The organism is Mesorhizobium sp. M0062, assembly GCF_040323125.1.
Taxonomy (GTDB): Bacteria; Pseudomonadota; Alphaproteobacteria; order Rhizobiales; family Rhizobiaceae; genus Mesorhizobium.
Window position 1 is genome coordinate 40567 of record NZ_JAMYUO010000018.1, and the last position, 24093, is coordinate 64659.

Annotated in this window: 19 protein-coding genes, 1 tRNA gene and 3 pseudogenes; 11 read left to right on the plus strand and 12 right to left on the minus strand. The window is 64.3% G+C overall.

What is annotated here, in order from left to right; translation table 11 throughout:
- Positions 1–3: 3 nt before the first annotated feature.
- A complete protein-coding gene (locus tag NKJ64_RS20575; RefSeq protein ID WP_023827912.1) occupies positions 4–1383 on the minus strand; it encodes an FGGY-family carbohydrate kinase in 1380 nt (459 codons plus the stop codon).
- The gene (locus NKJ64_RS20580) at positions 1380–2162 is read right to left on the minus strand and encodes a DeoR/GlpR family DNA-binding transcription regulator (protein ID WP_023701285.1); all 783 of its coding nucleotides are present in this window, start codon (positions 2160–2162) and stop codon (positions 1380–1382) included. The genes NKJ64_RS20575 and NKJ64_RS20580 overlap by 4 nt, the downstream gene beginning before the upstream one ends.
- A gap of 192 nt (positions 2163–2354) precedes the next feature.
- Here NKJ64_RS20580 and NKJ64_RS20585 point away from each other — a divergent pair, with 192 nt between their 5' ends.
- The 3 genes from NKJ64_RS20585 to NKJ64_RS20595 are packed head-to-tail and all read left to right on the plus strand — an operon-like array spanning position 2355 to position 5519.
- Positions 2355–3398 carry a class II aldolase/adducin family protein gene (locus NKJ64_RS20585; protein WP_023827911.1) on the plus strand — a complete coding sequence of 348 codons (1044 nt, stop codon included), beginning with the start codon at positions 2355–2357 and terminating at the stop codon, positions 3396–3398.
- Positions 3382–4671, plus strand: coding sequence for an FGGY-family carbohydrate kinase (locus tag NKJ64_RS20590; protein ID WP_023723356.1), 1290 nt, complete (start codon positions 3382–3384; stop codon positions 4669–4671). The genes NKJ64_RS20585 and NKJ64_RS20590 overlap by 17 nt, the downstream gene beginning before the upstream one ends.
- Positions 4668–5519: a TIGR01459 family HAD-type hydrolase gene (locus tag NKJ64_RS20595; protein WP_023732354.1), complete on the plus strand. Its 852-nt coding sequence runs from the start codon at positions 4668–4670 to the stop codon at positions 5517–5519. The genes NKJ64_RS20590 and NKJ64_RS20595 overlap by 4 nt, the downstream gene beginning before the upstream one ends.
- A 75-nt stretch (positions 5520–5594) precedes the next feature.
- On the opposite strand, the gene NKJ64_RS20600 is transcribed toward NKJ64_RS20595, so the two are convergent.
- Genes NKJ64_RS20600 through NKJ64_RS20615 form a run of 4 tightly spaced genes read right to left on the minus strand, consistent with a single transcriptional unit; the run spans position 5595 to position 9519 of the window.
- Complete coding sequence (locus NKJ64_RS20600) at positions 5595–6776, minus strand: hypothetical protein (RefSeq protein WP_031194650.1); 1182 nt, start codon at positions 6774–6776, stop codon at positions 5595–5597.
- Between the two features lie 21 nt (positions 6777–6797).
- The gene (locus NKJ64_RS20605) at positions 6798–7808 is read right to left on the minus strand and encodes a succinylglutamate desuccinylase/aspartoacylase family protein (protein ID WP_023827910.1); all 1011 of its coding nucleotides are present in this window, start codon (positions 7806–7808) and stop codon (positions 6798–6800) included.
- A gap of 2 nt (positions 7809–7810) precedes the next feature.
- Positions 7811–8155: a RidA family protein gene (locus NKJ64_RS20610; RefSeq protein WP_023804501.1), complete on the minus strand. Its 345-nt coding sequence runs from the start codon at positions 8153–8155 to the stop codon at positions 7811–7813.
- A 38-nt stretch (positions 8156–8193) separates the two neighbouring features.
- Entirely contained in the window at positions 8194–9519 is a 1326-nt protein-coding gene (locus NKJ64_RS20615; RefSeq protein ID WP_352463240.1) for an alanine racemase, read from the minus strand.
- Positions 9520–9587: 68 nt separating this feature from the next.
- Between NKJ64_RS20615 and NKJ64_RS20620 the strand changes: the two genes are divergently transcribed.
- Positions 9588–10529 (plus strand): amidohydrolase family protein, encoded by a 942-nt coding sequence (locus NKJ64_RS20620; protein ID WP_023753898.1) that lies wholly within the window; start codon positions 9588–9590, stop codon positions 10527–10529.
- Here NKJ64_RS20620 and NKJ64_RS20625 read toward each other — a convergent pair.
- From NKJ64_RS20625 to NKJ64_RS20640, 4 genes are read right to left on the minus strand one after another with little or no spacing between them, the layout of a single operon-like run.
- A complete protein-coding gene (locus NKJ64_RS20625; RefSeq protein ID WP_023748645.1) occupies positions 10503–11474 on the minus strand; it encodes an ABC transporter permease in 972 nt (323 codons plus the stop codon). The genes NKJ64_RS20620 and NKJ64_RS20625 overlap by 27 nt on opposite strands.
- A complete protein-coding gene (locus NKJ64_RS20630) occupies positions 11471–12436 on the minus strand; it encodes an ABC transporter permease (RefSeq protein WP_023753897.1) in 966 nt (321 codons plus the stop codon). The genes NKJ64_RS20625 and NKJ64_RS20630 overlap by 4 nt, the downstream gene beginning before the upstream one ends.
- Positions 12433–13932, minus strand: a complete 1500-nt coding sequence (locus NKJ64_RS20635) for a sugar ABC transporter ATP-binding protein (protein ID WP_196813807.1) — start codon at positions 13930–13932, stop codon at positions 12433–12435. Before NKJ64_RS20635 ends, NKJ64_RS20630 begins: the two co-directional genes overlap by 4 nt.
- A gap of 27 nt (positions 13933–13959) precedes the next feature.
- Positions 13960–15012 (minus strand): ABC transporter substrate-binding protein, encoded by a 1053-nt coding sequence (locus NKJ64_RS20640; protein ID WP_023723360.1) that lies wholly within the window; start codon positions 15010–15012, stop codon positions 13960–13962.
- Positions 15013–15247: 235 nt separating this feature from the next.
- On the opposite strand from NKJ64_RS20640, the gene NKJ64_RS20645 reads away from it, so the two are divergent.
- The 6 genes and pseudogenes from NKJ64_RS20645 to NKJ64_RS30525 all read left to right on the plus strand — a co-directional run.
- On the plus strand, positions 15248–16048 hold the full coding sequence (locus NKJ64_RS20645; RefSeq protein ID WP_023753895.1) for an IclR family transcriptional regulator: 801 nt from the start codon (positions 15248–15250) through the stop codon (positions 16046–16048).
- A gap of 247 nt (positions 16049–16295) precedes the next feature.
- Positions 16296–16577 carry a hypothetical protein gene (locus NKJ64_RS20650; protein WP_023686798.1) on the plus strand — a complete coding sequence of 94 codons (282 nt, stop codon included), beginning with the start codon at positions 16296–16298 and terminating at the stop codon, positions 16575–16577.
- A gap of 895 nt (positions 16578–17472) precedes the next feature.
- Positions 17473–17850: a hypothetical protein gene (locus NKJ64_RS20655; protein ID WP_502882127.1), complete on the plus strand. Its 378-nt coding sequence runs from the start codon at positions 17473–17475 to the stop codon at positions 17848–17850.
- A gap of 68 nt (positions 17851–17918) precedes the next feature.
- A pseudogene (locus NKJ64_RS20660) lies at positions 17919–18032 on the plus strand (SDR family NAD(P)-dependent oxidoreductase); the annotation flags it as partial.
- Positions 18033–18113: 81 nt separating this feature from the next.
- Positions 18114–18194, plus strand: a pseudogene (locus NKJ64_RS20665) (alcohol dehydrogenase catalytic domain-containing protein); the annotation flags it as partial.
- Between the two features lie 4 nt (positions 18195–18198).
- Positions 18199–18332, plus strand: a pseudogene (locus NKJ64_RS30525) (glutathione-dependent formaldehyde dehydrogenase); the annotation flags it as partial.
- 467 nt (positions 18333–18799) lie between these two features.
- Here NKJ64_RS30525 and NKJ64_RS20670 read toward each other — a convergent pair.
- Both NKJ64_RS20670 and NKJ64_RS20675 read right to left on the minus strand, forming a co-directional pair.
- Positions 18800–18876 (minus strand) — tRNA-His (locus NKJ64_RS20670).
- A gap of 347 nt (positions 18877–19223) precedes the next feature.
- Positions 19224–19682 carry a phasin gene (locus tag NKJ64_RS20675; protein ID WP_023669330.1) on the minus strand — a complete coding sequence of 153 codons (459 nt, stop codon included), beginning with the start codon at positions 19680–19682 and terminating at the stop codon, positions 19224–19226.
- Between the two features lie 323 nt (positions 19683–20005).
- Here NKJ64_RS20675 and NKJ64_RS20680 point away from each other — a divergent pair, with 323 nt between their 5' ends.
- On the plus strand, positions 20006–24010 hold the full coding sequence (locus NKJ64_RS20680) for a PAS domain S-box protein (RefSeq protein WP_352463241.1): 4005 nt from the start codon (positions 20006–20008) through the stop codon (positions 24008–24010).
- Positions 24011–24093 lie beyond the last annotated feature (83 nt).

Consider the following 24093-nt stretch of genomic DNA (forward strand, 5'->3'; position numbering starts at 1 on the left):
CAATCACCGTGCGCCTCCCGCTGCCGCGCGGGGGATGCCCTGCTCGCCGATGAGGCCACGCCATGTGTCGCGATATCGGGCAAGTCCGGTGAAGCTTGCGGCACGCACGGGCTCCGGCACTTCCGCGGCAAATTCGCGGCCGACGGTCTCGAAGGCCAGCGCCGCCGCCCCGGTGGCGCTGCCCTCCAGTGTGGCCCCTTGCAGGAAGGCCTGGCTGGGACGCAGTTGCGCCACTAGCCCGGCGAGCAGGCCGCCAGCGTTCAGTCCGCCATCGACGATCACGGTGTTGTCCGAATGGATCTGGTCGAGGCAGAGGTCGACCATCAGCGCGACGTAGAGCAGCGCCACGGCTGCGCGTTCCTCGGCGCTTGGCATGCGGCCGACCAATTTGCCGGCGCGGCCGGGCATTGGTCCGCCCGGCGCGAAGCTCGGCAGCGCCATGCTGCCGGCGTTGATCACCCGCTGCACTGCCGCCGGCGCGATCGCGCCTTGCCAGCCGTCGCTGATCGTGGCGAATTCGCGCCCGCCCATGAAGCGGATGGTCGGCACAGGGCCGCCGTCGATATCGACATTGACCAGCATGTCGCGCTGGCCATCGAGCGCGTCGAGCAGGCAATCCGGATTAAGCACGACGACCCAGGTGCCGGTCGAGACGACGGTGACCGGGCCAAGCTCCTGCCGGCGATAGGCATGGAGCGCGGCATTGCTGTCATGGACACCATTGTGGATGGCGATCCGCCGCTTCCTGTCGCCGAGGCGTTGCTCGCCGACAACCGAGCCCGCCCGCTCGAAAGCGGGCATCCGGTCGCGCCAGCCCTCAATATCGACCAGCGAACTGAAGTCGCGCTTGCGCGGCGCCCATAAATGCGAGTGGCAGCCGAGATAGGACACTTCCGAGACCGCCCGGCCGCCAAACCGCCAGCTCCAGTATTGTGGATAGCCGAGGATCGATTTCGCGGCCGTGAATGCACCGGGTTGCACCGCCTGTAGCCACAGCATGTGGCGACCGTAGTTGAAGCCGAGCGGCAATCGCGGCGAGAAGGTCTCGGTGAAATCCGGAACGAGGCGATCAATTTGCGCGGCAATATCAGCGGGCGGCTCTTGCTCATAATCGAGTATCGGATGCGTCAGCGCCGCCTCGTCGACCAGGGCAAAGGTGCAGCCATGGCCCGACACCATCACGCCCTGTACGCCATGGACGTCGGAGGCCTCGCTTACGGCGCGAACCGCCCAACTGTGAAGTGCTGCCTCATCAAGCACGCTGAAGCCATCTTTGCGCATCCAGTTCGGCCGGGTCCGGCGCTCGTCGACGATGCGCCCGTCCTGAGCGAAGACGAACAGCTTCGAATTGGTCTTGCCGAAATCGAGGACGGCCATCTTCACTGGATGGCTCCCGAAGCCGAAGCGATGCGCACCATGACGCCCGCGTCTTCCAGCATGCGCGCGTCGACGTCGGACAGGCCGTCATCGGTCACCAGCGTGCCGATGCGCGACAAGGGCAGCGCGATGTTACGGGCGTGGATCGACAGTTTGCGGCTGTCGGCCAGCACCACGATCTGGTCGGCACACAGGCTGAGATCGGCGATGGAGCGGACCAGCAGCGGGTGCGATTCCAGCACGCCCTCCTGGCCAAGGCCTTGCGCGCCGAGAAAGAACTTCGATGCGTAGAACGGCTCCGCCTGGGTCGGTGAATGGATGATGCCCGGCTCACGATGCAGATCGCCGCCGGCAACGGTCAGGCTGCAATGGCCGTGGTCGCTCAGATAGGCCGCGAGCGGCATCGAATTGGTATAGAGACGGATGCTGCGCTCAGCCAGCTTGACCCCAAGGTGGAAGCAGGTCGAACCGCCATGCACGATGACCGCATCGCCGTCGCGCACCATCGTGGCCGCGAGAGCGGCGATCTGCCGCTTGGCCTCGACCGCGAGGTCGCGGTTCTCGTCATAGGGCCTGGCATAGGCAACACCCGCCTGTGAAGCGCCGTCGAGCGCCGAGATGCCACCATAGACCTTCCGTGCTTCACCGGCCTCGTCGATCTTGTCGATGTCGCGCCGCACCGTCGCCGCCGACACGCCGAGCTGCTCCTGCAGTTCGCGCACCGACGCGAAGGGGCGATCCCGCAGCAACTCGACGATCTGACGCTGGCGGCCGGAGTCGCTCAATCGTTTTCCTCCCAGGAGCCGTTTTTGCCACGGCATTTGACGTAACTTACTCAACATCTTTCCGATTGCAAGAACCTTTGATGACATTAGATCACTATTGACGTAAGTCGCTCGCATCTGCGATACACATCAACATCCCACGACGGGTATCCGAAGCTGCGAGGCTGACGGAGCTGATAGAGGAAATGCGCCATGGCGAGCTATGCGGATGCGCAGGAAATGGCTGCTTTGCGGGCGCTTTCGGCCAGCATCGGGCGCAATCCAAATCTGACCCAGGCCGCCGGCGGCAACACCTCGCTGAAAGCCGGCGACACGCTGTGGATCAAGGCTTCCGGCACATGGCTGAAGGATGCGCTCTCCGAAGACATCATGGTCCCGGTGACGATGGCGCCGCTGCTCAGGGCTGTCGAACAGCGCGACAGCGCCGCCGACCAGCCGCAGATCTTCGCCATCGAGACGCTCAACGCCCGGCGCCTGCGCCCTTCGATTGAAACCACCGTTCACGCGCTGATGCCGCAGCGCGTCGTCCTGCATGTCCATTGCGTCGAAACCATTTCGCTGGCGGTACAGGCCAATTGCGAGGTGGAAGCCGCCAGACGCCTTGATGGTCTCAAATGGGCGTATGTTCCTTATTTCCGGCCAGGCCTGCCGCTTGCCCAGGGTATTGCCGAGCGGCTTCAGGCTGGGGTCGACGTGCTGATCCTTGCCAATCACGGGCTGGTCGTCGCGGCCGATACCGTCGCCGAGGCCGAAGTGCTGCTGCGCCGCGTCACGCTGCTTCTGGCGCGGCCGGCGCGCCAAGTGGCGGAACCGGATGTTGCGGGATTGGCGGCGCTGGCCGGGAAAACCGGTTACAGGCTGCCGGCGGAAATCGAGGCGCACGCGGTCGCCATCGATCCCGAAAGCCGCCGCATGGCGTCCGGGGGCAGCCTCTACCCCGATCACGTCATCTTTCTGGGTCGGGGGTCGGTGGTGGCAAAGCCCGGTGAGGATGTGCCGCGCGTCATCGAGCGGTGCGGTACAAACCCCGTGGCGATCCTGTTTCCCGGGCTGGGCGTGCTGATGCGCGGCGATGCCAGTGCGGGCGCCGACGCCATGCAACGCTGCCTTGCCGACGTGACGGCACGCATCGACATTGCAGCGCGGCTGAACTACCTCACCGCCGCCGAGAACGATGAACTGGTCAACTGGGACGCCGAGAAGTATCGCCAGAAACTCAATGCCGCCAGCCGCTGACACGCCGCTTGCCATAGGCATCGACATCGGCACGTCCGGCGCGCGCGCGGTCGCCATGCGTCCGGATTTTTCCATTGCCGCGCGTTCCGCCGTTTCGCTCGAGTTGTTTGGCCGGAATGCCCGCGACCCTGCAGTGTGGTGGTCAGCGGTCGGCGCAGCGCTGGCGGAACTGCTTTCGGGCATCGACCGAACAGCGGTCCGGTCGATCGCTGTTGACGGCACTTCAGGTACGTTGCTGCCGGTCGACGGCGCCGGGCGGCCGCTGGCCGAGCCGCTGATGTACAACGATACGGTCGCCGACAACGCCATTCTGGTCGCGATCGCTCGCGAAGCCCCAGCGACCAGTGCCGCACTTGGGGCGACGTCCGGTCTCGCCAAGGCGCTCTGGTTCCAGCGCACGCCCGGTGTTGCCGCGGTGCTGCATCAGGCGGACTGGATCGCGGGACAATTCTCCGGTCGCTTCGATGTCAGCGACGAGAACAATGCCTTGAAAACCGGTTACGACATCACGGCCCGCTGCTGGCCGGACTGGATTGCGGCCACCGAAATGCGCATGGAGTTGCTGCCCGGTATCGCCAGGCCGGGCGATGTCGTCGGCAAACTCACCGCGGATGCCGCGGATATGTTCGGCTTACCGCGCGAAATCGCCGTCGTCGCCGGAACGACCGATGGCTGCGCCTCGTTCCTGGCGACAGGTGCCGCGGCAATAGGCGACGGCGTCACCGCGCTGGGGTCGTCGTTGACCGTCAAGATCCTGTCCGACCGGCCTATCTCGGCGCCACGCTTCGGCATCTACAGCCATCGGCTTGGAGATGTCTGGCTGGCGGGCGGCGCATCGAACTCCGGCGGCAAGGTGCTGACACAGCATTTCCCTCTGGCGCGCATCGTCGAGCTGAGCATGGCGATCGACCCGATGACCGAGACCGGCCTCGACTACTATCCTCTTGCCACTGCAGGCGAACGCTTTCCGATCGCCGATCCGGCACTGCCGCCGCGTCTTGTGCCGCGACCGGTGGAGGACGCCGACTATCTGAAAGCCATGTTGGAGGGTATCGCCGCGATCGAGGCGCTCGGCTATGACAGGCTCGCCGAGCTCGGCGCTCCGCAGCTGACGTCGGTCAGAAGCGTCGGCGGCGGTGCGGCGAATGCCGCCTGGACGGCGATCCGGCAGCGCAGACTTGGTGTTGATTTCCTGCCGGCGCTTTCGGACGAAGCCGCCGCCGGCACAGCGCGGCTGGCGCTGATGGGCGCAAGCGCGGCGGGGCTTCTATGAGCGCGAAAACAGTCGAACACCTCAACGGCGTCAACCAGCTGGCCGAGCGCTATGATTTTTTCCTGCTCGATCAGTTCGGCGTGCTGCATGACGGCGCCAGCCCCTATCCAGGGGCAGTGGAAGCACTGTCGGCGCTGAAGCGCGCCGGCAAGACCATTGTGCTGATCTCGAACTCCGGCAAGCGGGCGGGGCCTAACGAGAGCCGGCTGCTAAAGCTCGGCTTCGAACCGGGAAGCTGGGACCATTTTGTTTCTTCCGGCGAGGTCGCGTGGGAGTTCTTCCACGACATGGCGGTATCCGGAAAGCTACTGCCAAACACGAAATGCCTGTTGATAAGCCGCGACGATGACCGCTCGGCGATCGAAGGTCTGCCGTTCGCATTGACTAAGGACGGTGACGATGCCGGGCTGGTGCTGATTTCGGCCAGCGAGGGCGACCGCTATGATCTTGAGCACTATCGCCGACTTCTTGCGCCGGCTGCGGTGCGGCAGGTGCCATGCTTCTGCACCAACCCTGACAAGATCATGCTGACGGCAGTGGGGCCGCGCTTCGGCGCCGGCCGGCTGGCGGATCTCTACGAGGACCTCGGTGGTAGCGTCACGCGTATCGGCAAGCCTTACCCCGCCATATTCGGCGCCGCACTAGCGCTGGCAGGCGATCCAGACCGCGGCACTGTGGTCTGCGTCGGCGACAGTGTCGAACACGACATCGCCGGCGGACTTGCTGCCGGCGTGGCCACGGTGCTGGTTCTGTCAGGAATATTGGCGGAGACCCCTGACCTGTTCGATCTGTTCGACACGATGGACGCCTACCCGGATTACACCATGGATCGCTTCAGGTTTCGCTGATTTGATTCACCTGGCAGCGCTCGCGCGCGAATCCGGCCTCAACGCCTCGTGGCCGACGAGCATTGGCCGGCTGGCTCAAGACCGCCGAACAGCGCGGATCCAGTCGAGCCGCGCGGCTGGAATGAGGCCGTAATTGTAGAAATTGATGCCGTCAACACCGGGCGCCAGCGCCGGCTTCACCTTGGCCGCGAGGATGTCGGGGCGGACCATTTCCGGATAGAACAGCCGGTAGCCGGCGCCGAGGAATTTGTCCGCGCCCAGTGCCGCACGGCCGGCCGCCATCAGGCTGGCGACATCGCCGGCCTGCATGTCGTAGGCGCACAGGATCGCCCCGTCGCAGACCTTGCCCAGCGCTGCCAGATCGCAACCGCCAAGCCAGCCGTCTTTCAGATCGATAATAACGACCCGCGTCGTGGGATCGGCTACCTCGCGCAGTTCGGCGACCAGGCTGGTCACTGGCTCGAATCGCCACAAGAGATAGGCATGGAGCTCCGGCCACGGGGCAAAGGCGTCGAGGCCGCAGGCGGGGAAATCGGGAAAGCGCCGCTCAGGCACCGCACGCTCGCAGGTCTCGACGATCCATTGCCTGGTCAGCTTGCGCGCCGCCTCGGCATCGATGCCGGCTTTTGCCGCACGGGCGACGCAGGACGGACAGAAGCACAGAGACAAAAGAAAATCGTCTTCCGGCGTCAGCCCGACACCGTCCTTCTCGTGATGGTATTCATGGGCAAAGCCCATGAAGGACGGGCTTTCAAGTTCTATCCGGTCCGGCCGGTAGCTGTGCGAGATGTCGGCGATCAGCGCGCGGACATAGGCGCGCGCATCGGGATGGGACGGGCAGAGATTGTAGTAGTTGGCATCGCCGAAGGCGTTGCGGGTGACGGCCTGCGGATGCAGCATGCCCAGGCGGGTGTTGTGCAGGCAGACCGTCCAGCACGAAACGCCTAGCCCGCCTGCGTCGCGCCTGCGGATAAGCTGACCGAGCACGTCGCCGCCCTCAGCGATCACGTCAGCCACCTTGGGCTGGATGGCTAGACTTCCCCAGCGCGCAGCGGTCGGCTTGAAATAGATGGTGCCGTCCTCAGGGAAATAGGCCTTGCGGCGCGGGCTGCGCGGCTGCAGGAAGCGCCCGGCATGATAGGATGTCGCCAGGCTGATCATGTTGAGCCCGGCGCGCTCGACAAGATCACGTTCGACCGTCTCCAGGCCGAGATCCTGGATGTCCCAGGGATAGGTCCACATGGACAGTTGCTGCATGGAATATCCTCTGCCTTTGGCTCAGCCGTCGACCGGCTCTGCGACCTGCATTAGGCAGTCGCCCGCCTCACACATCGTGTGCAGCCGGCGCGACAGCACCAAGCCGCTTTCGGCGAAATGCAGGGCCTCCTCGGCAACATTGAGCCGCTCGAGATCGTGGTACCAGCCGGCCAATTGTCCTGAAGTGACACTGTCGCCGAGCCTGGCGGCGGGCTCGAACCAGCCGCGGCGGGTGGCATAGAGGCCCTGGCTGTGCCTGGACAGGGACAGCAGCCTTGTCGGCGCTGAAGGCTTTTCGCCAGCGCCAAGAACCGGCGCGCCGACCACACCCATTGCTATCATCAGACGGTCGAGCGCGCGGGCCGTGATCGCCATCGAATCGACCGTTGCGGTGCCACCGCCGCCGAACTCACCGCTGACGCCGATGGCGCCGGCGCGGCGCGCTGCGCCCATCGAGGTCGGCGAGGCCTGGCCGTTGTCAGCGATAAAGCCGTAGGGCATGCCGAGCGTGCGCATCAGCTCGACGCCACGCCGGTGGCGCTCGGGATCGGCGTTGCGTTCGACCAGCGCGGTCGGCAGATGCTCCATCGACGTGCCGCCCGAATGGATATCGAAGACGACGTCGTGACGAGGAAACAGCTCCGTCTCAAGGAAATTCGCGAGCCGGCTTGTCGGCGTTCCCGAGGGATCGCCGGGAAACGCCCGGTTGAGATTGCCGCCGTCGAGCGGCGAGCAGCGCTTGGCGGCCATCACCGCAGGGGCGTTGGCCATCGGCATGATGGTGATGCGGCCCTTGATCCGCTTCGGATCGAGCCGGCGCGCCAGTTTTGCCAGCGACAGCTCGCCCTCATATTCGTCGCCGTGATTGCCGGCCATCAAAAGCAGTGACGGGCCGTCGCCATTGCGGATGAGGCAGATCGGCACCTTGACCTGAAAGTAGGGCGAGCGATCGATCGAGAACGGAATGCTTAGATGGCTGAGCGTCTTGCCGTGGCGGTCGAAATCGAGCGTGTGGGCGAGGCCGGTGTGCATGGTCAGACCGCCGCGACGGCGGTGATTTCGATGCGCAGATCAGGGTCGGCAAGCCGCGCCTCGACGCAGGCCCGCGCCGGCAGGCGGGCAGGATCGACCCAGGCATCGTAGATGCTGTTCATGGCCTCGAAATCACCGATCTGCGGCAGGAAGATGTTGACCGCCACCAGCTTCGACTTGCTGCTGCCGGCCTCGACCAGCAGCGCCTCGACTTTGGCCAGCACGTCGCTGGTCTGGCCTTCGATGCCGGCCTTGCGATCGTTGGCCACCTGGCCGGCTATGTGAACGAGGCCGCCATAGACGACTGCCTGCGACATGCGCGAGCCGGACTGAAAATACTTGATCATATCGGATCCTTTCGAGGTTCTCTTTTTGGGGGATCTGGTCAGCCGAACCAGGTGGGGAAAGCGTGGCGGACGTGGCCGGTCGCGTCGACGCCGAAGATCACGCGATAACGGTCGAGGCAGGTGCAGGGATGCGAGATGCCGAATTCGACGACGTCGCCGACGGCGATGTCGTCGCTCGGCGCAATCGACAGGAAGGAATGCTGGTCGTTGAGCTTGACCACCTCGGCGCGCGCCGCCGGCATCGGCAGCGGCTTGCGGGCACGAAAGACGGTGAGCGGCGTTGGAAAGCCCTGGTCGAACGACACGTCGCGCATGCCCATGCCGCAGATGGCAAGGCCTGGCTCCGGCCGCGACAGCACTTCGGCCCACAGGCGTAGCGCAGGGCGAAAGGAATGCCGCGCCGAAGCGCTGATGCCGCCTATGGCAAAACCCTTGCGGGCATCGAGGGCGCCGAGCGAACGGTCATAGGTGCCGTGGTCGTGGAAGAAGATGGCGCCGCTGCGCAGCACCAGCGTTGCGTTGCCGTCGCTGGAAACGAGGGGTGCAAGCGCCGCGACCGCCTGGTCGAAGAAGGCGGAGCCGCCGGCCGTGACGATCAGCGGTGCGTCGCCGCCGACGCGGGCACGCAGCCGCAGGAACATATCGGCGGTCATTGCCAGCAGGCCGGATATCACCTCATCGGTGCGACCGGGCTCGGGTTGCGCCGCCGCCCCTTCATAGGTCGCAACGCCGGCGATCAGCAGCCGCCCGCCGGCAGCCGTGATCGCATCGGCGATGGCCTCGGCTTGCGCGGTGGTGCGGGCGCCCGCCCTGCCCGCACCAAGTTCGACCAGCACGCGCAGCGGCGGCAGCGCCGCATTGGCGCGCCAAGCCTCGGCAAGCGCGTTCACGGCGTCGACCGAGTCGGCAAAGACATAGAGCTCGGCATCCGGCCAGGCACCAGCAAGCACGGCCAGCCGGTTGGCGCCGCCGGCTCCTCCAACCTCATTGGCGATGATCAGCCGTGTCAAGCCGGCCTTCAGCATCACTGTCGCTTGCCTGATGTCGGCGACCGTCGTGCCCCATGCGCCGGCCTCGACCAGCGACCGGGTAAGATCGGGCGCCATCGGCGTCTTGGCATGCGGAGCGATCTCAACATTGTGTTCGCGCGCATAGCGCAGGAACAGGTCGCGATTGGCGGAGAAGGCCGCCTCGTCGAGGGTCAGCACCGGAAGCGCCATGCGTCCATCCGCGGGATGCCAGCGCTCGGCCGCGACAAGGCTGCTGTCAAGCCCGGTTGTGCCGGGAGGCACGCCGCGGATGCGGTCGTCGAGCCGAAAATTTTCGTGCACCGAAAGGGCTGGAACCGGTGAGTTTTCAGTCATCCGATGCTAACCCTTTCACCGTCGCAACGAAGCCAGATCGATCGCCGGTCACAGCCTGAGAGAGATACGTGCCAGAACCTTACGCCGGACCGATCATCGACGCCCATCATCATCTTTGGGATCTCAGCCTGGGACGGCATCCCTGGCTCGCCGCCACGGCCGGCGAGCGCGGCGGCCTGGGCGAGCTTGGCCCCTTGCGGCGGAACTATCTGCCTGGGGATTATGCGCGCGATGCCATAGGGCATAAAGTCCTCGCCACCATCCATGTCGAAGCCGGCTGGGCGAGTGGCGACTGCATCGGAGAAACGCGCTGGCTTGAAACACTCGACAAATCGCGCGGCGTCGCCGCTCGCTATGTCGTTCACGTGCCGCTCGCCGATCGCCAGGCGCCGGCGCTGATCGAAGCGCAAGCCGCGTTCGAGCGTGTCGTCGGCGTGCGCGACATATTGAGCTGGGATCCCGACCCTGCCCGCCGTTTTGCGACCCGTGACGGCATCATGGAGGAGCCGGCCTGGCGTGCCGGGCTTGCCTTGCTTGGCCAGCATCGGCTGGCCTTCGACCTGATGGTGTTTCCGCGCCAGCTCGCCGGCGCGGCTCGCCTTGCGGCTGCCTTCCCCGATCAGCAATTCGTGCTCAACCATTGCGGCAGTCCGATCGACCGCGACGCCGACGGCATGCAGAGATGGCGCGACGGGCTGCGGCTTCTGTCGCAATGCGACAACGTCGCCATCAAAATATCGGATCTGGTCGCCTACGATCATGACTGGACGCTCGACAGCCTGAAGCCCGTCGTCCTGCATTGCATCGATTGTTTCGGCACCGGTCGCGCCATGTTCGGCAGCGACTTTCCGGTCGCCGGCCTGCATGCCTCGTTCGATGACATATATGACGGCTTCAAAACCATCACAGCGGACTTTTCCGCCGACGAGCAGACGGCGCTGTTCTTCGGCAACGCAAGGCGCATCTATCGGCTCGACGATGTGTCATCGGCGCGCCTGCTCCCGGCCTGAGAGCAGCAGCAGGCCGAGGATCAGCGAGCCGAACAGGATGCTGCGCCAGCCGGGCGATGCGTTGACGACGGTGATCAGCGCGGTGATGGTGACCAGCAGGATGGCGCCGGGGATGGTGCCGGCATAGGTGCCAAGCCCGCCGAGGATCGAGGTGCCTCCGAGGACCACAGCGGCAATCGAGGCGAGCAGATAGGGATCGCCGATGCCGACATAGCCCTGTCCGTTCATGCCCAACACGAGCACGCCGGCAAGTCCCGAGCAGAAGCCGCTGATGCCGTAGACCGCAAGCGTCGTGGACGTGACCGGAACACCGGACAATGCCGCGGCAAGTGGGTTGGCGCCCATGGCGAAAATCCGGGCGCCGAGCGATGTCGCATGCATCGTGGTCAGCACGATCACCGAGACGACCACCCACAACAATACGCCAGCGGGAATGCCGGCCGGCCGGCCATTGCCGAGCCAGTGGACCAGCGGGTTCTCGGCGGTCACGGCGCTGCCGCCGGCGATGATGATCAACAGACCCTGCAAGAATGTCGCCATGGCCAATGTCATGATCATCGGGTGGACGCGCAGCAAAGCGACGCCGAGCCCGTTGACCAGGCCGATTGCCGTGGTCAGCACCAGAACGGCAAGAATGGCGGTGATGCCGGTCGGATCCACCTGCCACGACAGCAGCGGCAGGCTGACGGCGCTGACCGTGACGATGGCCGCGACGGAAAGGTCGATGCCGCCGGCGATCACCACAAAAGTCTGGCCCGCGGCAACCAGGCCGATGACGGCGCCGAGCTCCACCAGATAGCGCAGATGGCCATAAGCGCCGAAGCCGCGCGAAACGAAGCTCGCCACGATCCAGACCGCGGCAACGATGGCAACGGTGAGAAACGGCCGGCTGCGCAGGACCGTCAGGGCGCGTTTGCCGCCCGCGCTGTCATTCCATGCTGTCATTGCTGTGCCTTGCGGAATTGCGGGATGGCGACCGCGCCGATGATGATCAGGCCCTGGGCCACATATTGTGCGACCGGCGTGAAGCCGAGGAAGAACATGACGCTGATCATCAGGCTGAGCAGCAGGCTGCCGGCAAGCGCGCCGCGCATCGTGCCCTGGCCGCCGAGGAAGCCGATGCCGCCGAGCACCGCAGCGGCAATCGAGTTCAGGGTAAAGGCGGCGCCGATGACCGGGTCGCCCGAACCGGTCTGTGCGGCGACGAACAAGCCGCCGCCAGTGGAGAGCAGACCGCTGATCGCATAGGCCGCAATGCGCGCGCCGTCGACCGGCACGCCGGAGCGATAGGCGCCGACCGGATTCTCGCCGGCGGCATAGAGGCTCAAGCCAAGCGGCGTGGCGAGATAGAGCTTCCACAGGAGAATGATGACCACCAGCAGCACGAATGCCGCCGGTGTGTTGCCGGCAAGCAGGTCGGACAGCCACGCCGGGATTGCGCCGCCGGGCCGCGGCAGGGTCAGCAGTGCGGCGCCGCCGATGATGAACGACCCGGCAAGCGTCACCACGATCGCCGGCAGGCGAAGCCGTACCACGATGAAGCCGGTCGCCGCCCCGATGCCGAGGCCCGTCAGCGCCACTGCGGCAGTGCCCCCGGCGACGCCCAGCGGCCCGGCCATCGTCGTCGCGGCGATGACCGCGCCCAAGCTGACCGTCGCGCCGATGGCTAGGCTGATGCCGCCGGTGAGCATCAGGATCGCCTGCGCCATGGCGACCAGCGCCAATGGAAACCAGCTCTGCGTGAATTTGGCGAAGCCGGACGCCGTGAACAGGCCCGGAAAGAGGACGCCATAGGCGATGAGAAACACCAGGACGACGGCAAACAGGCTGCGCACGCCGACATTGCGACGCATCTGCACCGGCCAGTAGAGCGCATCGGTCTGCCGGGCGGAGGAAGATCCTTTCATGCCGCAACCTTCCGCTGTTCGGCGCCCATCGCCGCGGAGACGATGGCTTCCTCGCTCAGCGCTCCACGCGCCAGCATGGCGACGATGCGGCCTTCGCGGACGATGGCTACACGGTCGCAAAGGTGCACGAGTTCGGGCGTGTCGGAACTGAGCAGCACGACCGCCTTGCCGGCGGCGGCGAAATTGCGAAGCATCATGTAGATCTCACGTTTTGTTTCGACGTCGACGCCGCGCGTCGGATCGTTGAGCAGAAGCACCAGCGGGTCGTGCGGCATCCATTTCGCCAGCGCCACCTTCTGCTGGTTGCCGCCCGATAGAGCCTGCGCCGCCCGCCCGAGGTGACCCTTGATGCCGAGTTGGGCGGCAAGGCTTTTGGCCGTCTCGCGCTCTGCGCGGCGGCTGCGCAGCTTCAGCGCCGGCAGCCTGGCAAAGGCGGGCAGCATCATGTTGGTGATGATGGGATGGATCAGGTGCAGGCCCTCGCGCTTGCGATCCGCGGGCACATAGGCCAGCCCCAGCGCGTTGGCTTTCGGCACGCCGCCGGGCAGGCCGGAGGCGCCGTTGACGGTCGCCGACGCCGTCCGTGCCGGAATGGCGCCGTAGAGACCGAGCAGCAGATCTTCCTGCCCTTGCCCGACCAGGCCGCCAATGCCAAGCACTTCGCCCGTTTTGATATCCAGATCGACGTCGCGCATCAGGCCGGCCGAAAGATTTCGGACAGAGATAGCGTCGGCAGGCAAACTGGAAGGCTGCCATTGCGGAAAAAGATCACCGGGATCGCGGCCGACCATCAGCCGAACCAACCCGGCGGCGTCGGTGCCTTCCAGGGTGCGGTCGGCCGTGCAGGTGCCGTCCTTCAGAACGGTGACGTGCTGGCACAGCGCCATGACTTCGTTCAGTCGGTGCGAGATGTAGAGAATGGCGATGCCTTCGCCGCGCAACCGCTGCAGCAGATCGGTGAGGATTTTGGTTTCGGTTGCCGATAGCGACGATGTCGGTTCGTCGAGAATGAGCACGCGCGGCCGGCGGTAGAGCGCCTTGGCGATCTCCACCATTTGGCGGCGGCCGAGCGACAGATGCCCGACCGGCGTCGACAGCGGCTCGTGCAGCCCGACAAGTTCGCATGCGGTCCTCGCCCGCGCAGCGAGTTCGCGGTAGTCAATCAGGCCGAACCGTTTGGGATAGGCGCCGAGACCAATATTTTCGGCGATGGAAAGACTGGCCGTCAGGCTGAGTTCCTGCTGGACGACGGCGATGCCGGCCTGCCGCGCAACAGCCGGCGTCATGCGTGAGACCGCGCGTCCATCGACCTCGATCGTCCCGCCATCCGGTCTCAAGGCGCCGGACAAAAGGTTGATCAAGGTCGACTTTCCGGCGCCGTTCTCGCCGAGCAGCGCATGCACGCGGCCCGGCTGGAGAGCGATTGAAACGTCGCGCAGGACGGGGTTGCCGAAGAAGGACTTCGACACACCCCGCGCCGCGAGCAGCGGAGCCATGGTTGTCAACGCTACAACCCTTCAGGCTTATTTCTGAGCCAGCAGCTTCTTGAACAGCTCCTCATCGTAAGGAGAAAAGATGTAGCCGTCAGCCGGGAAGTCCTTGGCCCGGGCGAGGTATTCGTCGATGTTGGAATTGTCGATTACCGGCAGCGGAATCTTGACGAAAGCCGGCACATCCTTGCCTTCCAGCGCCTGGACGGCAGTGTAGGTGGCGAAGGCGCCGAGCCAGTTCGGCTGCATCGTCGCCCAGCTCTTCAAGCCCTTTTCTTTCCAGAGTTCCAAAAACTGCCGGGCGTTCTCACCGGTGATCGGCACCTGTTCACGGCCCTGCTTGTCGAGGGCCAGCACGGCGCCTGCCGACAGAGCGCCGCCGAGCGACAGGATGCCGTCGATCTCGGGGTTGGCGAAGAGGAGGCTGGTGACGGCTTCCTGTGCCGGCGCGACGTTGTAGGGCGTGTTGGTCTCGGCAAGCACCGTCACGTCGGGATGGGCCTTGAGCTCAGCGTCGGCGCCTTTGCGCCTGTCATCGCTGACCGAAACCCCGGCCGGGCCGTTGAGGATGAGAATCTTGCCCTTGCCGCCGATAGCGTCGATCAGGAACTTGGCCGCCTGGTCGCCCCACTGCGAAGAATCGGTATTGACCTTGGCGGTGACCTTGTCGGTATCGACGAGGCTGTCGAAGTTGATGATGGCGATGCCCTTGGCGCAGGCATCGGCCAGAACGCGTGCAGGTGCGGTCGACGAACCGGCGATCAGGATGATGGCGTCGACATCGGAATCGATCATCGACTGGATCTGCTGGATCTGGACGTTGGCATCGCCCTGAGCGTCGGTGACGACGAGCTTGTCGACCAGTCCCTGCTTCTTCAGGGTCTCGACTTCGGCTTCGATCGTGCCTTGGGTCTGCTTCATCCAGGTCGGCACGGAATAGATGTTGGCCCAGCCGATCGTGTACGGCGCCTTGCGGTCGCCCTTGATGCAGTTGGCGGCGGCATTGGCTGCCGAGCCGGCGCCAAAGCTCAGCACGAGACCGAGGCAAAGCGCGCTGGCGGATGCGAAAAACGGTGATTTCATCATGACTGTTCCCTTCAGAGGTTGTGGCCTCGACGTGCAGAACAAGGGCGAGGAAACCCGTCGGTCGCCGGATCTTGGAAACCGTGTGTCGCCTCGGGATTTGTCTGCGTCAGGCTCGTTAGTTTGTCTGGTATTTCAGACAATGTGTCTGTATATCGGACAAACTGGATGCTAGTCCGAGCCTTGACATCTTTCAAGCGCCCTGAGACGAGAACCGAAATGATTTTGGCGGAGGGTCATGAGCGAGGGCACTAACGATGCGATCGGGAAGGAAGCCGGCGCGGAGCCGCGCAACGGCGAACGACGACGCGGCATTGACCGCGTCATCATGCTGCTCGAGGCGTTGCTGCGGCACCGCGCGCCAATGCGCGTCGGCGACATCGCCAAAATGATCGGCGCGCCGCGTTCGACCACCTACGAGATCGTCAACAGCCTGCTCGACGCCGAAATGCTCGAAAACGTCGGCGGTGAAGGTTACGTCTATTTCGGACGCGCCATGCATCTGTTCGGCTGGGCCTACTCACATCACAATGCCCATTACCGTCGCATCATCGAGACCTTGGATAAGTTGGCCGCCGAGACAGGCGAGACGGTCCAGCTATGCGGCCTGCGTGGCAACAAATACGTCGTTCTTGACTGCCGAGATTCCCCAGGCCCGTTCCGGATCTCAAGCGATGTTGGGGTTGAGGTGCCGATCCCATGGACGGCATCCGGACGGCTGCTCCTCGGCCATATGAACGAGCAAGAGTTGAGGGATTTCATCCCATCTGGCGACTACAGGCTTCCCGACGGCCGCATCATTGCACCAGCCGAATTCTTTGCCGATGTTGCCTTGGCCCACCGGCAGGGTTTCAGCGAGACCACAGCCTTGGCCGACCGTTTCACCTGGTGCATGGCGGCCCCCATCCGTGACGGCCACGGCGCCATCAAAAGGACCTTGTGTTTGGTGTTACCCGTCGACACGCCGGAGCCACGGCGCGACGAACTGCTTGCGTTGCTGCGCGAGCGCGCCCGTGGACTGTCTCTGGCGGGAGGCTGACGATCAGCCGTCGTGCCCTCAGGTTGAAGCCTCTTAAAGGCACATGGATTCCGCTCTTCCCCATGGGTTCCATTTAGGTTCCGGACCTTAGTCCCACAGTCGGTGGATAAGGTCCGAACCAGGGAACACGCAACCGGAAGCCACATTAGGAGAAGACCGTCGATCAAAGTCCCTTCATCGCCGGTTGAGGATCCCGCCGCTCTTACTGTCGAGAGCGCGGCGGGATCCTTACGCGCGGAGCGAGCACATGAGATTTGTCGAAATTTTCACAGATGTGCTTACTGCCCTGCTTCTCGCTTTATTCGTGTGCGGGATATTCGCTGTTTTCGGAGGCCATCTGGTTCCTCCACGCTACGCAAAGATGGTGTTGCTGCCGGACCTCGATAAGATGACGACTGCATCATCTACACCCAGCTTGCCTGATTCCATCGACTTGCAAGTTCAAAAGCGCCCAGAGGTGCAAAGGTCTGCCGGCGTGACACAGCGCGCAGTCGGTCTGGAGCCGCCAGTGCCATCCAGCAAGCGGTAAGAATCAGCGGAGGTTTTGTGGCTCCCCAGCTATCAGAGAGCGCCGGCGATTATTGACAGACCCGGCTCTTGAAATTGGCTGAAATCGCCGCTCCACATTTCCGCATCTGTTTGAATTGTGTTTATCAACTGGCGCGAACGCTATGGCGAAGCAGGTTGAGTTGGCGGCGTTCCTGGCTGATCCCCGCCAGTGCTTGATCGCGGCGTGGGATCCTTGTCGAGCTTGGGATTTCGGTCCACCGGTTCGCCATTCACATCATCGGCCTTGGAGTTTGCAGGGTCCGTTTGGCCAGGATTTGGGCTGTAAGTATCTGGCGATGGAACCCGGCTGTTTTGTTGTGTCGCCGGTGTCTTAGCCTGCTCGCCATAGATTTCAGCGATCCCCCAGGCAACGAGCGCCAAGACAAGGCCTGCCAAGAGCACGCCAAGGACCGGTCGCCCCAAGCCACCCTGCCTGGCCCGCTTTTCCGGAATGTTTCTGCTCATGATCGCAACCTTGGGCTAAGAGGAGTGGCCCGCGCTCCAGGAGCGAAGACGCGGGCAGTCAAGAGCTCCGGATGTTGGCCATGCGGCGAACAGGGAACTCGCACATACCGAACTCGCTGGCGCTGTTGATGTTCCCACGGAATACAAACAGCGCGCCGCCGCGATCCGGACGGGCAATTTGGTTTGGAGTGGCTGGAACGAGCCAGTTCAAGGTCAACCAGCGGCGGTGTGCGTAAGCGAGCATTGCGAGCCAGACTGGAACTTTGCCGAATTTGCCGCGTCGCCGACCATGGCCGGCTACAACGAGACCACCAATCCGGTGCTGACCGGTTGCAAGGCCCGCGTTGCCACCAGGGACATCTGTTTGAAGGCTATCTGAATTTGCTCCTCGTTGTCGGCGATTCCGCCCGATGGAACATCCTGATCCGCTCGCGGTTGGGGAAGCCCGGGCCAGCGGCAGGAGCATCATCATGAACGTCGAACGTAACCCGGCCGAAGACAGAGGCGATATCCAGTCTGGGGTGACAGAGGACAAGACGCCGGGATTCGACCCGGCGGCGGCGCCTATGGAAACCGATGCCGAAGCAGCAGACACCTGCGCCGTGCCGGTTCCCGCAGCGACGGGCACGCCGGCTTTCGCTAATCAAGCAAGCTTCGCCAATGCGATGCGGCGGCCGGACGACGAGCGAGCCCCGGCCCCGAGTAAAAACGGCCCGGTGCTGGCCATTGTCGCGCTTGTCGTCGTTGCCGCCGTCGTGTTCGTTGTCGCCGCGATGCTGGCGCGATAGCAGATCCTGCGCTTGCGCCAAACCTCTGCCCTGCGAAGCGATCAGGGATGCGGTCGTGGCAGCAGGCGATCAGCGGCTGGAAAAACAAGCTGCAGGTTGCAGCGGCGCATGGCACGCCGGCCGGCACCCTGGCCGAGCAGCATTGCGGCATGGCCGAACCCGGCTCGGCCGCCAAGGGTTGAGGCCGGATGCTCGTTGGAAGCGGGAACATTTCACATCAAGCCAAGTTCGGGCTCGCAGGGCTTGTCGTCAAGGAACAGCACATGAAGGCCCTCACATGGCACGGCAAAGGCGACATACGTTGCGAACAGGTGGCCGATCCGACGATCCAGGATGAACGCGACATCGCTGCAGAAAGTTCAGAACGGCGATATCGACCCGTCATTCCATCGCGCTGGCCTCAAGGCCGGGCCCGAACTTACAAAACCTTCCGCGACAAGGAGGACGGCTGCATCAAAGTCGTGATGCGCCCGCACGGCTGACCGTTCTGTCCAATGGCCCGACTTTGTTGTCCGGCCGTCTGCATGCTGAAAAGGCGAGAGTTGAAAATGGCCAAGGACAAACCCGTATCGACAAACCCGGCCGCGACACCTCCGGTCAGATCGCCTGAGGCCGCCGGTTTGCCACATCCCCGTCGCGATGCTGAAGACAGCGATTCCGGCGCCAAGCCGACGGCACCCAAGACCGCTGGCGCCCAGCAAGCGTCCAGATCGCCACTCGACAGCCGCATTGCAAATCGCAATGCCGGCCGTCCTCGTCAGGCAGGCACGACGCCTCGGCCGACCGACGAACCGCTGGAGTAAAATGAAACCTAAGCTGCGGCGCGGGTATCCGCACCGCGGTGTGTGTGCGCAGTCAGGGTCTTCCTGCCCTGCCGACAGGGCCATACAGGTCTTGATCTCTCGTGGATCGTCGGGATCGGCAATCAATACTTTAGCGGGAAATTCGATGGTACCGTTGGCTGGGATCGAACCAGCGACCTCCGGATCCACAATCCGGCGCTCTAACCATCTGAGCTACAACGGCACGTTCGCCTGAGCCAGATCGTGGTGAAAATTCATTCTCCGAGATCCGCTCTGTCGTTCGGCGATGCGTCCAATACGGTCTATCAGAGACTAATTCAAGGCCTTTGATAAGGCAAAGCCGGTTCTGCCAACAGGCGCCGGTTTTCTTCGGCAAAAGAAAAAGGCCGGCGGGAGGAGGTGCCGGCCTTTTCCTGTTACGAGCCAGCGGGAGGAGGTGCTGGCTGGTCACCCCGGAGAGCAGAGGGAGGAGGTTCCACTCGCCGGGTATTCATTTGGACAACTCTATCGCACACCTATTTGTCTGACGAAATGCGACGTTTTGATGCATCGCAGAGTTGTGCGCAATTATTAGGCGGCCTTGATGTCCTTCAGGGCCTTCTCGAAAGCGGTCTTGACCGGCTTGGAGACGTCTTCGGCAGCCTTCGAAGCAACAGCCTGGAAGTCCTTGGCCTGCTCGACGGTGGTCTCGACGCGCTTGCGCAGGAAGGCGGTCTGCAGTTCGACCACTTCCGACAGCGACTTGGCGCCGATGAGGGCCTCGAGATGCGAGAAGCCGGCTTCGGCATTGGCGCGCAGAGCGGCGATGGTCTTGAGCGACAGGTCGCTGGAAACGGTCTTGGCAGTCTCGAAGGTCGATTCCAGGACTTTCTGGGTCTCTTCGGCGCCGGTCTTCAGCTTGGAGTAGGCTTCCTTCGACTGCTCGACCCCCTTTTCGGCGAAAGCGCGGATCTGGTCGGTTGCCTTGGAAGCGTCGAAGCTCGGGAATTCGACGTTTTCGATGGTCTCAGCGGTCTTGGCCTTGGTCATTTTCCATCCTTTCGGGGTAGCGGCTTTGACAAAAAGCCGTCTCGTTCATGTATGATGGCAATATAGCGGTTTTTTTGTGCGATGCAATATCTTTGTTGCAGTGCACCATAAATTTCTTCCCATGCGTCACCCAAGAGGTTATCCAGGGACATTCCGAGAGCTGTTAACCAAGTGGCCAGAGATTCCACCTGCTTCCCGCCATGGCTTGTGGACCTTCGCCGCGCGGGCTTTTATTAACAAAGCGTTAACTGCAAATTGCCCGCCTTGTAGGTTCGCCAAGAGGGGTTCGCCAAGAGGTTTCACCGAAAGGGTCCGCCAAGCGCATGCCTTCCGAGAACTACTCTTTCCTCGATGTCGCCGTGCTTGATGCGGTTCGCCAGCGCTTCGCCGCCGGCGACGCGATCGCGATTCTGTCGGCCGACCTCGAACAGGTGATCTGGGCCAACGGCCCGGGCGCTGCGGTGTTCGGCTATCCCGATATCGAGGCCATCATCGGCGCCTCGGCTCAGCTGCCGCTGATCGCCAGGCGCCAGATCATGGCGACCGCGGGCTTCCCGCAGATCGGCAGCGACCGCGCCATTACGGTACGGCTGGCGACCGGCATCACCAGCCGCGCCGTCGGCTTCCTGGCCAGTGCGGTGACTATGCCGGACGGCGAAAGCGCCATCATGCTGGTGGTGCCGGCAGCGCAGGCCGGCTCGCGCAGTGCTGCCGACATTGGGACCCGCGCCATCAGCGGCTTTACCGAAGACGGCCATTTCATCGCCTTTGTCGACGCCGCCGGCACTGTCGAGGCGGCTTCGGATGGCTTTGGCGCGCTCGCCATCCGGCCTGAGACGCTGGCCGCGCTTGTCGCCGACGTGGCCAGCCAGGACGACCGCATCGTCAAGCGGCTGGTCCCCGGCGGCGCCACGTCCTATCCGGCCGGCTTCGCGCGCCTGACCGAGTCCAGGCATCTGCTGGTGGTCATCGACGAGGATCAGCTCGGTGAGGAAAATCCTGTCGGCGAGCTGGATGCCGAACCTGCTGCAGCGCAGGTCGACGATGGCCCGGCGCAAGCCGCCGCGGAGAACGCGGTAACGGTGGATGCGGTGGCTGACCACCCCACCGCAAGCGGGAATCAGGGCGCCCCACTCGCGGCCGCGCCTGATGTCGGGGAGACAGGTCCGGCTGCCACCGAGCATGATGCTTCGGCGTCAACCGATACAAAGGCGGACCATCGCGAGCAGACGACCGGCCGCGAGCAGGCGGCGAATGACAGCGCGCCGGCGCAACATGATCATTGGTACTTCCATGCCGGCGAAGAGCCGCAGGCGGGCGAGCCGGACAGCCCGGCGCAGGCCGAGCCGGACTCTGTTTCCCCGGCCGAGAGTGCGCAGTTGGACAGCAGTGCCGCTGCGCCCGCCCTGCCGTCCGACGCAGCCCCACCGGCTGCGCCTCCCGCCAAACGTGAGGTCGACCGCTCGGCGCCGCCGCTGCGCTTCGTTTGGCGCACCGACGCCGAGGGCAAGTTCAGCGCGCTGTCGCCGGAATTCGGCGACATTGTCGGCAAAGCCGCCGCCGACGTGATCGGCCGCCGCTTCAAGGACGTCGCGACAATTTTCGGCCTCGACGCCTCGGGCGAGATCGCGGGCCTGCTTGAACGGCGCGACACCTGGTCGGGCCGCTCGGTACTGTGGCCGGTTGCCGGCTCCGACCTGAAGATACCGGTCGATCTGGCAGCACTGCCTGTCTATGGCCGCAGCCGCGCCTTCGAAGGTTTTCGTGGTTTCGGCGTCGCCCGCGCCGGCGATGCGGTGGTCGATCCGGAAGCAATCGGCATGGCGCTGGTCCCCAATGGCGCGCCAGCGGCAGCAGCCGAGCCGGCCCCGGAACAGCCCGTGGCGGAAGCTCCCAAGGCGGCCGATCCGTTCGAGGGCGAAGTGCCGGCACTGACCATCGTGCCGAAGCAGGAACGTCGTTTTGCCGACAAGGTCATCCGGCTGGCCGAGCATCGGCAGCCCGCCAACGACAAGCAGCCGACAAGCGAGAGGGGCCTGTCGACGCTGGAGCGCAGCGCTTTCCGCGAAATCGGCGAGCGGCTGAAGAAGGACAATCCCCCGCCGGAGCAGCCGGAGACTGCCAAGCAGGCCGAACCGGCCAATCCGGATCAGGTAACGCCAGACCAGGCCAAGGCAGATGAGCCCAAGCCGGATCATGTCGAGGCGGACCAGCCTGAAACAGCCGCGCCAGCCCGACAACCCGCCGAGGTCTCGAGTCCGGACGAAGCCGGCCCGGCTGCCGTGGCTGAACCATCGGCAGCCGCACCCGAAAGCGAAACGGCTGAGGCCGAACCGCCGGAAAGCGATGCCGAGGACGAAAAGGACCTGACGCGGCTTGACGGCGAGCAGCCGGACGACGGCCTTGCGGACAGCGAAGCAGGCGAGGCGAAGGCGCCGACAGTGTCGCGCTCCCTGCTCGACTATGCCGATCCCGAACCAGGCTCCGTCACCGAAGACAGTACGGAAGCAACGTCGTCCAACGACGAACTTGCGCCGGCTTCCGAACCGGATGATACGCAAGCCCAAGAGATCGTCGAGGCCGCAGAGCCACAGCCGGTTGTTGCCGAGACGCCGGCCAATGCCGGTGAAGACGACAGCATGACGTCGGCCGACTTCCGCGATGCCGAGGACAATGAGGATTGGGCGCCGTCCGACGAGGCGACCGATTCCGCCGTGGAAGACGGGGACAAGGCCGGCGATGCGGACACAGTGCCGGCAGAACCACAGCGCCTGAAAGTGCCGCCGCTCAAGCTTGAGGGGTTCATGCCTTCGGCATTCTCGGCCGGAGATGAACACAAGGCCCCTGACACGTCGATCCTCGGCAAGCTGCCGGTGCCGCTGCTCATCCATTCGGGCGACGAGCTTCATTACGCCAATGAGGAATTCCTCGGCCTGACCGGCTATGACACGCTTGAGGACCTGAGCGACGCCGGCGGGCTCGACGCGCTGTTTGCCGATCCCTATTCAGAAATGGCCGGCGAAAGCGACCACACACTCAAACTGAAGACGCGCAAGGGCCAGGAATTTCCGATCGAAGCCATTTTGCGTTCGGTGCCGTGGCGCGCCGGCAAGGCGCTGATGCTGGTGGTGCGACGTACCGGCGATAACGAGCCGCCGATGGTTGCGCATCTCGCAGCCGAGGAGCAGACGCAGCCCGATGTCTCCGAACTCAAAGCGCGCATTGCCGAGATGCGCACCATCATCGACACCGCGACCGATGGTGTGGTGTTGATCGGCCGCGACGGCGACATCCGCTCGATCAGCCGGCCGGCCGAGGCGCTGTTCGGCTTCGACAGCGACGACGTCACCGGTAAACCGTTCGCCTCGCTGTTTGCCATCGAAAGCCAGCGCGCGGCGCGCGACTATCTGAACGGCCTGTCCGAGCCCGGCGTGGCGAGTGTGATGAACGATGGCCGCGAGGTGATCGGGCGCGAGGCGCAAGGGCGCTTCATCCCGCTGTTCATGACCATCGGCAGGCTGCCCAATGACAGCGGCTTCTGCGCCGTGGTGCGCGACATCACGCAGTGGAAGCGGGCCGAAGAGGATCTGACCCAGGCGCGCGCGGTGGCCGAGCGCGCCTCCTCGCAGAAGACCGATTTCCTCGCCCGCATCAGCCACGAGATCCGCACGCCGCTCAACGCCATTATCGGCTTTTCCGAGCTGATGGTGGACGAGAAGTTCGGCCCGGTAGCCAATGACCGCTACCGCGACTATCTCAGAGACATCAACCGCTCGGGCAACCATGTGCTCGATCTCGTCAATGACCTCCTCGACATTTCGAAGATCGAGGCCGGCCAGCAGGAAATGGACTACGAGGCGGTGTCGCTCAACGATACGCTGGCCGAGACGGTGGCGATGATGCAGCCGCAGGCCAACCGCGAGCGTGTCATCATCCGCTCCAGCTTCGCCTCGCGACTGCCGGAAGTCGTCGCCGACCTCAGAAGCGTGCGCCAGATCGCGCTCAACATCCTGTCCAATGCCATTCGCTATACGCAAGCCGGCGGACAGGTGATCGTGTCGACCGCCTATGAAACCTCCGGCGACGTTGTCATGCGGGTGCGCGATACCGGCATTGGCATGAGCCATGCCGAGATCGAGCAGGCGCTGAAGCCGTTCAAGCAGATCAATGCGCTGAAGCGCGGGCGTGGCGACGGCACCGGTCTCGGCCTGCCGCTGACCAAGGCGATGGTGGAAGCCAACCGCGCCCGCTTCACCATCACCTCGACGCCGGGCGAAGGGACGCTGGTCGAGGTCGCCTTCCCGTCGACGCGGGTGCTGGCCGAATAGGCCGGCGATTTCCGGGCGAGAATCCCGGACAAAGAAAAGGCGTCCAACAGGACGCCTTAAATGGGATTTGCTGTCACAACGGG

Coding starts and splice junctions, on each gene's coding strand:
- NKJ64_RS20585 (WP_023827911.1), top strand. CDS start 2,355: ATGGCGAGCTATGCGGATGCGCAGGAAATGGCTGCTTTGCGGGCGCTT.
- NKJ64_RS20590 (WP_023723356.1), top strand. CDS start 3,382: ATGCCGCCAGCCGCTGACACGCCGCTTGCCATAGGCATCGACATCGGC.
- NKJ64_RS20595 (WP_023732354.1), top strand. CDS start 4,668: ATGAGCGCGAAAACAGTCGAACACCTCAACGGCGTCAACCAGCTGGCC.
- NKJ64_RS20600 (WP_031194650.1), bottom strand. CDS start 6,776: ATGCAGCAACTGTCCATGTGGACCTATCCCTGGGACATCCAGGATCTC.
- NKJ64_RS20605 (WP_023827910.1), bottom strand. CDS start 7,808: ATGCACACCGGCCTCGCCCACACGCTCGATTTCGACCGCCACGGCAAG.
- NKJ64_RS20610 (WP_023804501.1), bottom strand. CDS start 8,155: ATGATCAAGTATTTTCAGTCCGGCTCGCGCATGTCGCAGGCAGTCGTC.
- NKJ64_RS20615 (WP_352463240.1), bottom strand. CDS start 9,519: ATGACTGAAAACTCACCGGTTCCAGCCCTTTCGGTGCACGAAAATTTT.
- NKJ64_RS20625 (WP_023748645.1), bottom strand. CDS start 11,474: ATGACAGCATGGAATGACAGCGCGGGCGGCAAACGCGCCCTGACGGTC.
- NKJ64_RS20630 (WP_023753897.1), bottom strand. CDS start 12,436: ATGAAAGGATCTTCCTCCGCCCGGCAGACCGATGCGCTCTACTGGCCG.
- NKJ64_RS20635 (WP_196813807.1), bottom strand. CDS start 13,932: ATGGCTCCGCTGCTCGCGGCGCGGGGTGTGTCGAAGTCCTTCTTCGGC.
- NKJ64_RS20640 (WP_023723360.1), bottom strand. CDS start 15,012: ATGATGAAATCACCGTTTTTCGCATCCGCCAGCGCGCTTTGCCTCGGT.
- NKJ64_RS20645 (WP_023753895.1), top strand. CDS start 15,248: ATGAGCGAGGGCACTAACGATGCGATCGGGAAGGAAGCCGGCGCGGAG.
- NKJ64_RS20650 (WP_023686798.1), top strand. CDS start 16,296: ATGAGATTTGTCGAAATTTTCACAGATGTGCTTACTGCCCTGCTTCTC.
- NKJ64_RS20655 (WP_502882127.1), top strand. CDS start 17,473: ATGGAACATCCTGATCCGCTCGCGGTTGGGGAAGCCCGGGCCAGCGGC.
- NKJ64_RS20675 (WP_023669330.1), bottom strand. CDS start 19,682: ATGACCAAGGCCAAGACCGCTGAGACCATCGAAAACGTCGAATTCCCG.
- NKJ64_RS20680 (WP_352463241.1), top strand. CDS start 20,006: ATGCCTTCCGAGAACTACTCTTTCCTCGATGTCGCCGTGCTTGATGCG.